The 3,884-nt window shown below is 75.8% G+C and carries 3 protein-coding genes; all 3 read left to right on the top strand.

What is annotated here, in order from left to right; translation table 11 throughout:
• On the top strand, window positions 1–1,064 hold a 1,064-nt coding region (locus KN815_RS40790; RefSeq protein ID WP_216346841.1), incomplete at its 5' end, for an MFS transporter.
• Between the two features lie 84 nt (window positions 1,065–1,148).
• Window positions 1,149–1,892 carry a Crp/Fnr family transcriptional regulator gene (locus tag KN815_RS40785; RefSeq protein WP_216346840.1) on the top strand — a complete coding sequence of 248 codons (744 nt, stop codon included), beginning with the start codon at window positions 1,149–1,151 and terminating at the stop codon, window positions 1,890–1,892.
• A gap of 265 nt (window positions 1,893–2,157) precedes the next feature.
• Window positions 2,158–3,884: hypothetical protein (locus tag KN815_RS40780; RefSeq protein WP_216346839.1), on the top strand; the 1,727-nt coding region annotated here is incomplete at its 3' end.

The following is a 3,884-nucleotide window of genomic DNA, read 5'->3' as shown; positions in this document are numbered from 1 at the left end:
GTGCGGGGCCGGTGGCGGGCGGTCTGCTGGCCGCCCTCGACTGGCGCTGGATCTTCCTCGTCAATCCGCCCGTGGTGCTGCTGGCATGGGTGGCCGGGCTGCGGCTGCTGCCGTGCACCGGGCCAGTCCGCACCGGGCCAGTCCGCATCGGGCCAGTCCGCATCGGGCCAGTCCGCATCGGGCCAGTGCGCACCGGGCCTGTCCGCATCGGCCCCGTCCCCAGTGAGCGCCGCCGCCTCGATCCGCTGGGCACGCTGCTCGTCCTCCTCGGCACCGGGGCCCTCACCACCGCCTGTGTCGAGGCCGCGGACTGGGGTTACGGCGCCCCGGCCACCCTCGGTTTCCTCGCCGTCGGCCTGATCGCGGGTGCCCTGGCCGTGGCGCACGTACGCCGCCATCCGGATCCGGTGGTGGACCCCGCGCTGTTCCGGACCCGTGCCTTCACCGCCGCCACGCTCGGGCTGCTCAGCTACTTCCTCGCCTACGCCGCCTCGATCCTCGCCGCGACCCTGCTGTTCACCGGGGCGTGGGGCTGGTCCTCGGCCCGGGCGGGCCTTTCCGTCACGCCCTGGCCGCTCACCGTCCTGGTGGTGTCGATGCTGTCGGGGCGGATCGTCCGGGCGCTGGGGGAGCGGACCACGGCCGTCGTGGGCGGGCTGTGCTTCGCCGCGGGGCCGGTGTGGTGGCTGCTCCTCGCGGGCGGCGACGGTGCGCACTACGCCGTGGAGTTCATGCCCGGGCTGGTGCTCACCGGGGTCGGCGCGGGGCTCTATCAGCCGGTGATGTTCTCGGCCGCCGGACTGCTTCCGGCCCGTCAGTTGTCGCTCGGCTCCGGGGTGCTCATGATGTCCCGGCAGGGCGGCTCGGCCCTGGGCGTCGCGGCGCTGGTCATGATCACCGGGGGCGCCGCGCGGCCGGGGCTGGACGCGTTGCGCGCCGGGTGGGTCTTCACGGCGGTGACGGCAGCGCTCGCTGCCGTCGCGGGCGCCGCTTTGCGTACGGGAGTTCGGGTCGATCCCGGGGAGAACGGCGGATCCGGTACGGACTCGCTACGGCACCATTGACGTGCCCGTGCCAGCTCCCTAGCGTGCTGACCGTCCCTGGGTTCTCCGCAGGCATGACGACGACGAGCTGAGCGGGGAGGGCGGATGAGTCTTTTCGAGGACGGACGGCCCTTTCTGTACGCCCTTCCCGCCGATGACCGGCGCGCACTGCTCGCCCTCGGCACACCCCGGGCCTACGCCCCCGGCGAGGTCGTGCTGCGCGAGCACGACCGTACGACCTTCGTCGTCGCGATCACCTCCGGCTGGGCCACCGTCTCGGTGGAGACCGAGCGCGGGGTGCGGCTGATCCTGGCGCTGCGCGGGGCGGGCGAGGTCGTGGGCGACCAGGCCGCGGTGGACCACGGCTCGCGCAGCGCCACCGTCACCGCGCTCGGCCGGATGGAGGCGGTGGTGGTCTCCGGCGACCGGTTCCGGGCCTATCTGGCGGCGCGTCCCGTCGCGACCGTGCTGATCATGCGTCAGTTCAGCTCCCGGCTGCGCAGCTCGGACGGGGAGCGGCGGTCACTCGCCTCGGAGAAGGTGCTCCAGCGGCTGGCGGCCCGGCTCGTCGAACTGGCCGAGCGCACCGGCCACCCCGCCGCCGACGGGGCGATCACCGTCGATCTGCCGCTGCCCCAGCACGACATCGCGGCCGCGGTGGGCTCGACCCGGGAGGCCGTCGCCAAGGCGCTGCGGCTGCTGCGCGGCCAGGGCGTCGTCCGGACCGCCTCGCGCCGCTTCGTGGTGATGGACATCGGACTGCTGCGGCTGCTGGCCGAGGGACGCGCGACGGGGGAGCACATCCCGGCGCGCCCCGCGACCGAACCCCGCGACTGCCCTCGCGACTGAGCGCGGGCGCGCCGTCTCACGCGTTCTCCGCGACTGTGTAAACGGCTACAGCCGCCCCGCCGTTCCCCGGCGACCCTGGAGTGGCACAAAGGGCGCGGGACCGTGCGCGACGGGGGTGCGCACGGCCCAGTGCCCCGCACCGGAGAAGGGCGGCGGGGCGGGCAGGGGGAGAAACCCCGCCGCCCGCTTCGGGCATTCACCGACACCCCACCACCACCATCACCACAGCGGGAATCGGGGGCCACGGCATGAAGGACGGCGGGCGATGAGCGCATCGGAAGACGTCGACGCCCCGGCGGAGTCGCGGGTACGACGGCTGGACATCCCCAAGAGCGGCCCGCTGGACGGGGCGGGCCAGCCGGGCGGCGCCCGCACGGCGCGCGAGGCGCGCGCCCATCTGCATATCGCCGTCGGCCCGGCCCGGCTCTGCGCCGAACCGGCGCCGTACCCCCTCCCCGAAGGCCCGGTGCCCCGCGAGGAGTTGGACCGGCTGCGCCGGCTCTACCGGACCGTCCCCGGCTATGCCGCGATGCGCGACCATCTGCGGCGCACCGGCCTGCTGGCGCTGTGCGGCGAACCCGGCACCGGCCGCGCCTGGACCGGGCTCGCCCTCCTCGCGGAGCTGTCGGAGCTGGCCGACGGCGGGGTCTCCCGGCTGGGGGCTGGCATCCCGCAGGGGTTCGGCGTCCCGCAAGGGTTCGGCGTCCCGCAAGGGTTCGGCATCGCGTACGAGCCCGGTATCTCGTATGGGCTCGGCACCACGTATGAGTCCGGCACCCCGCTCGGGCCCGGCACCCCGCTCGGGCCCGGCACCCCGCTCGGTTCCGGCGCCACGCTCGGTTCCGGCACCACGCGTGGGCCCGGTACCCCGCTTGGCCCCGGTATCCCGTACGGGCTAGGCACCCCGCATGACCCCGTCCTCCCGCTCGGGCCCGGCCTCCCCCACGGGGCCTCCGGCGTGGAGAAGACCGAGCGGGGCCACGGCTATCTCATCGAACTCCGCGCCGATCAGCCGGACTTCGCCGTCGAGCCCCTGCTGGACCGGCTGCGCGCCCACTTCGCCGACCACGAGGCGTTCTGCGTCGTCCTGGTCGCGGGCGGCCCGGCCGCCGACCGGCTGCTGCGCGGCCGCCGTCACGCCGTGCCGTACGAGCCCCCGGCCGCCGCCGACGTTCTCGACCGCCACCTCATCGAGCTGCTCGCCGACCGCCCCACCGGGCTGCTGGAGACAGCCCGCGTCACCGCGCGGCGCCCCGAACTGGCCGATGCGCTCGGCCTGGACGAGCCGCGCCCCGGTGAGGCCGCCCGGCTCGCGGGCCTGCTGGCCGCGCACGCCGAGGGCAGGCTGTCCGAGGAGCGGCTGCTGGAGCACTGCCGGTCGTTCGCGCCGGACCAGGCCCGTGCGTGGTTCCTGGAGGCCGGGCGCCCGGGCACCCTGCCCGCCGCGCTGCCCGCGCTGCGCGCCGCCGCGCTGCGGATCGCGCTCGCCGTCTTCAACGGCTCGGCGCACAGCCTCATGGCGGAGGCCGCCGAACTGCTGGCCTGGGAACTGGCCGTCACGCTCGATCCGCAGTACGCGCCAGGGCGTCCGCTGTTCGCCGCCCGCCCCGGGGCCTCGCTCGCCACGGCGCGCGCGGTCCACGGCGACGGGGTGGAGGACCTGGGGGACGCGTCGGTGCCGGTGCGCGCGGTGTGGTTCGAGGGGCGGCGGCTGGCGCCCGCCGTGCTCCACGAGTCCTGGGACGCCCACCACAACCTCCGCGGCCCGATGGCCCGTTGGCTGCGCGGGCTGTGCGACGATCCGCGCCCCCAGGTGTGGGTGCGCGCGGCGGTCGCCGCGGGTGTGCTGTGTGCCCGCGACTACCTCTACGGCCTGGCCGAGCTGGCGCTGCCGCTGGCCCGTACCGACAGTCCGGTGCAGCGGATGGCGGCGGCCACCGCACTCGCCGAGGCGGCCCGCGCCCCGGAGGTGCGCCCCGCCGTGCACGGGCT

The organism is Streptomyces niphimycinicus, assembly GCF_018883605.1.
GTDB classification, from domain to species: Bacteria; Actinomycetota; Actinomycetes; order Streptomycetales; family Streptomycetaceae; genus Streptomyces; species Streptomyces niphimycinicus.
This window is presented reverse-complemented; position numbering and strand designations above follow the sequence as displayed.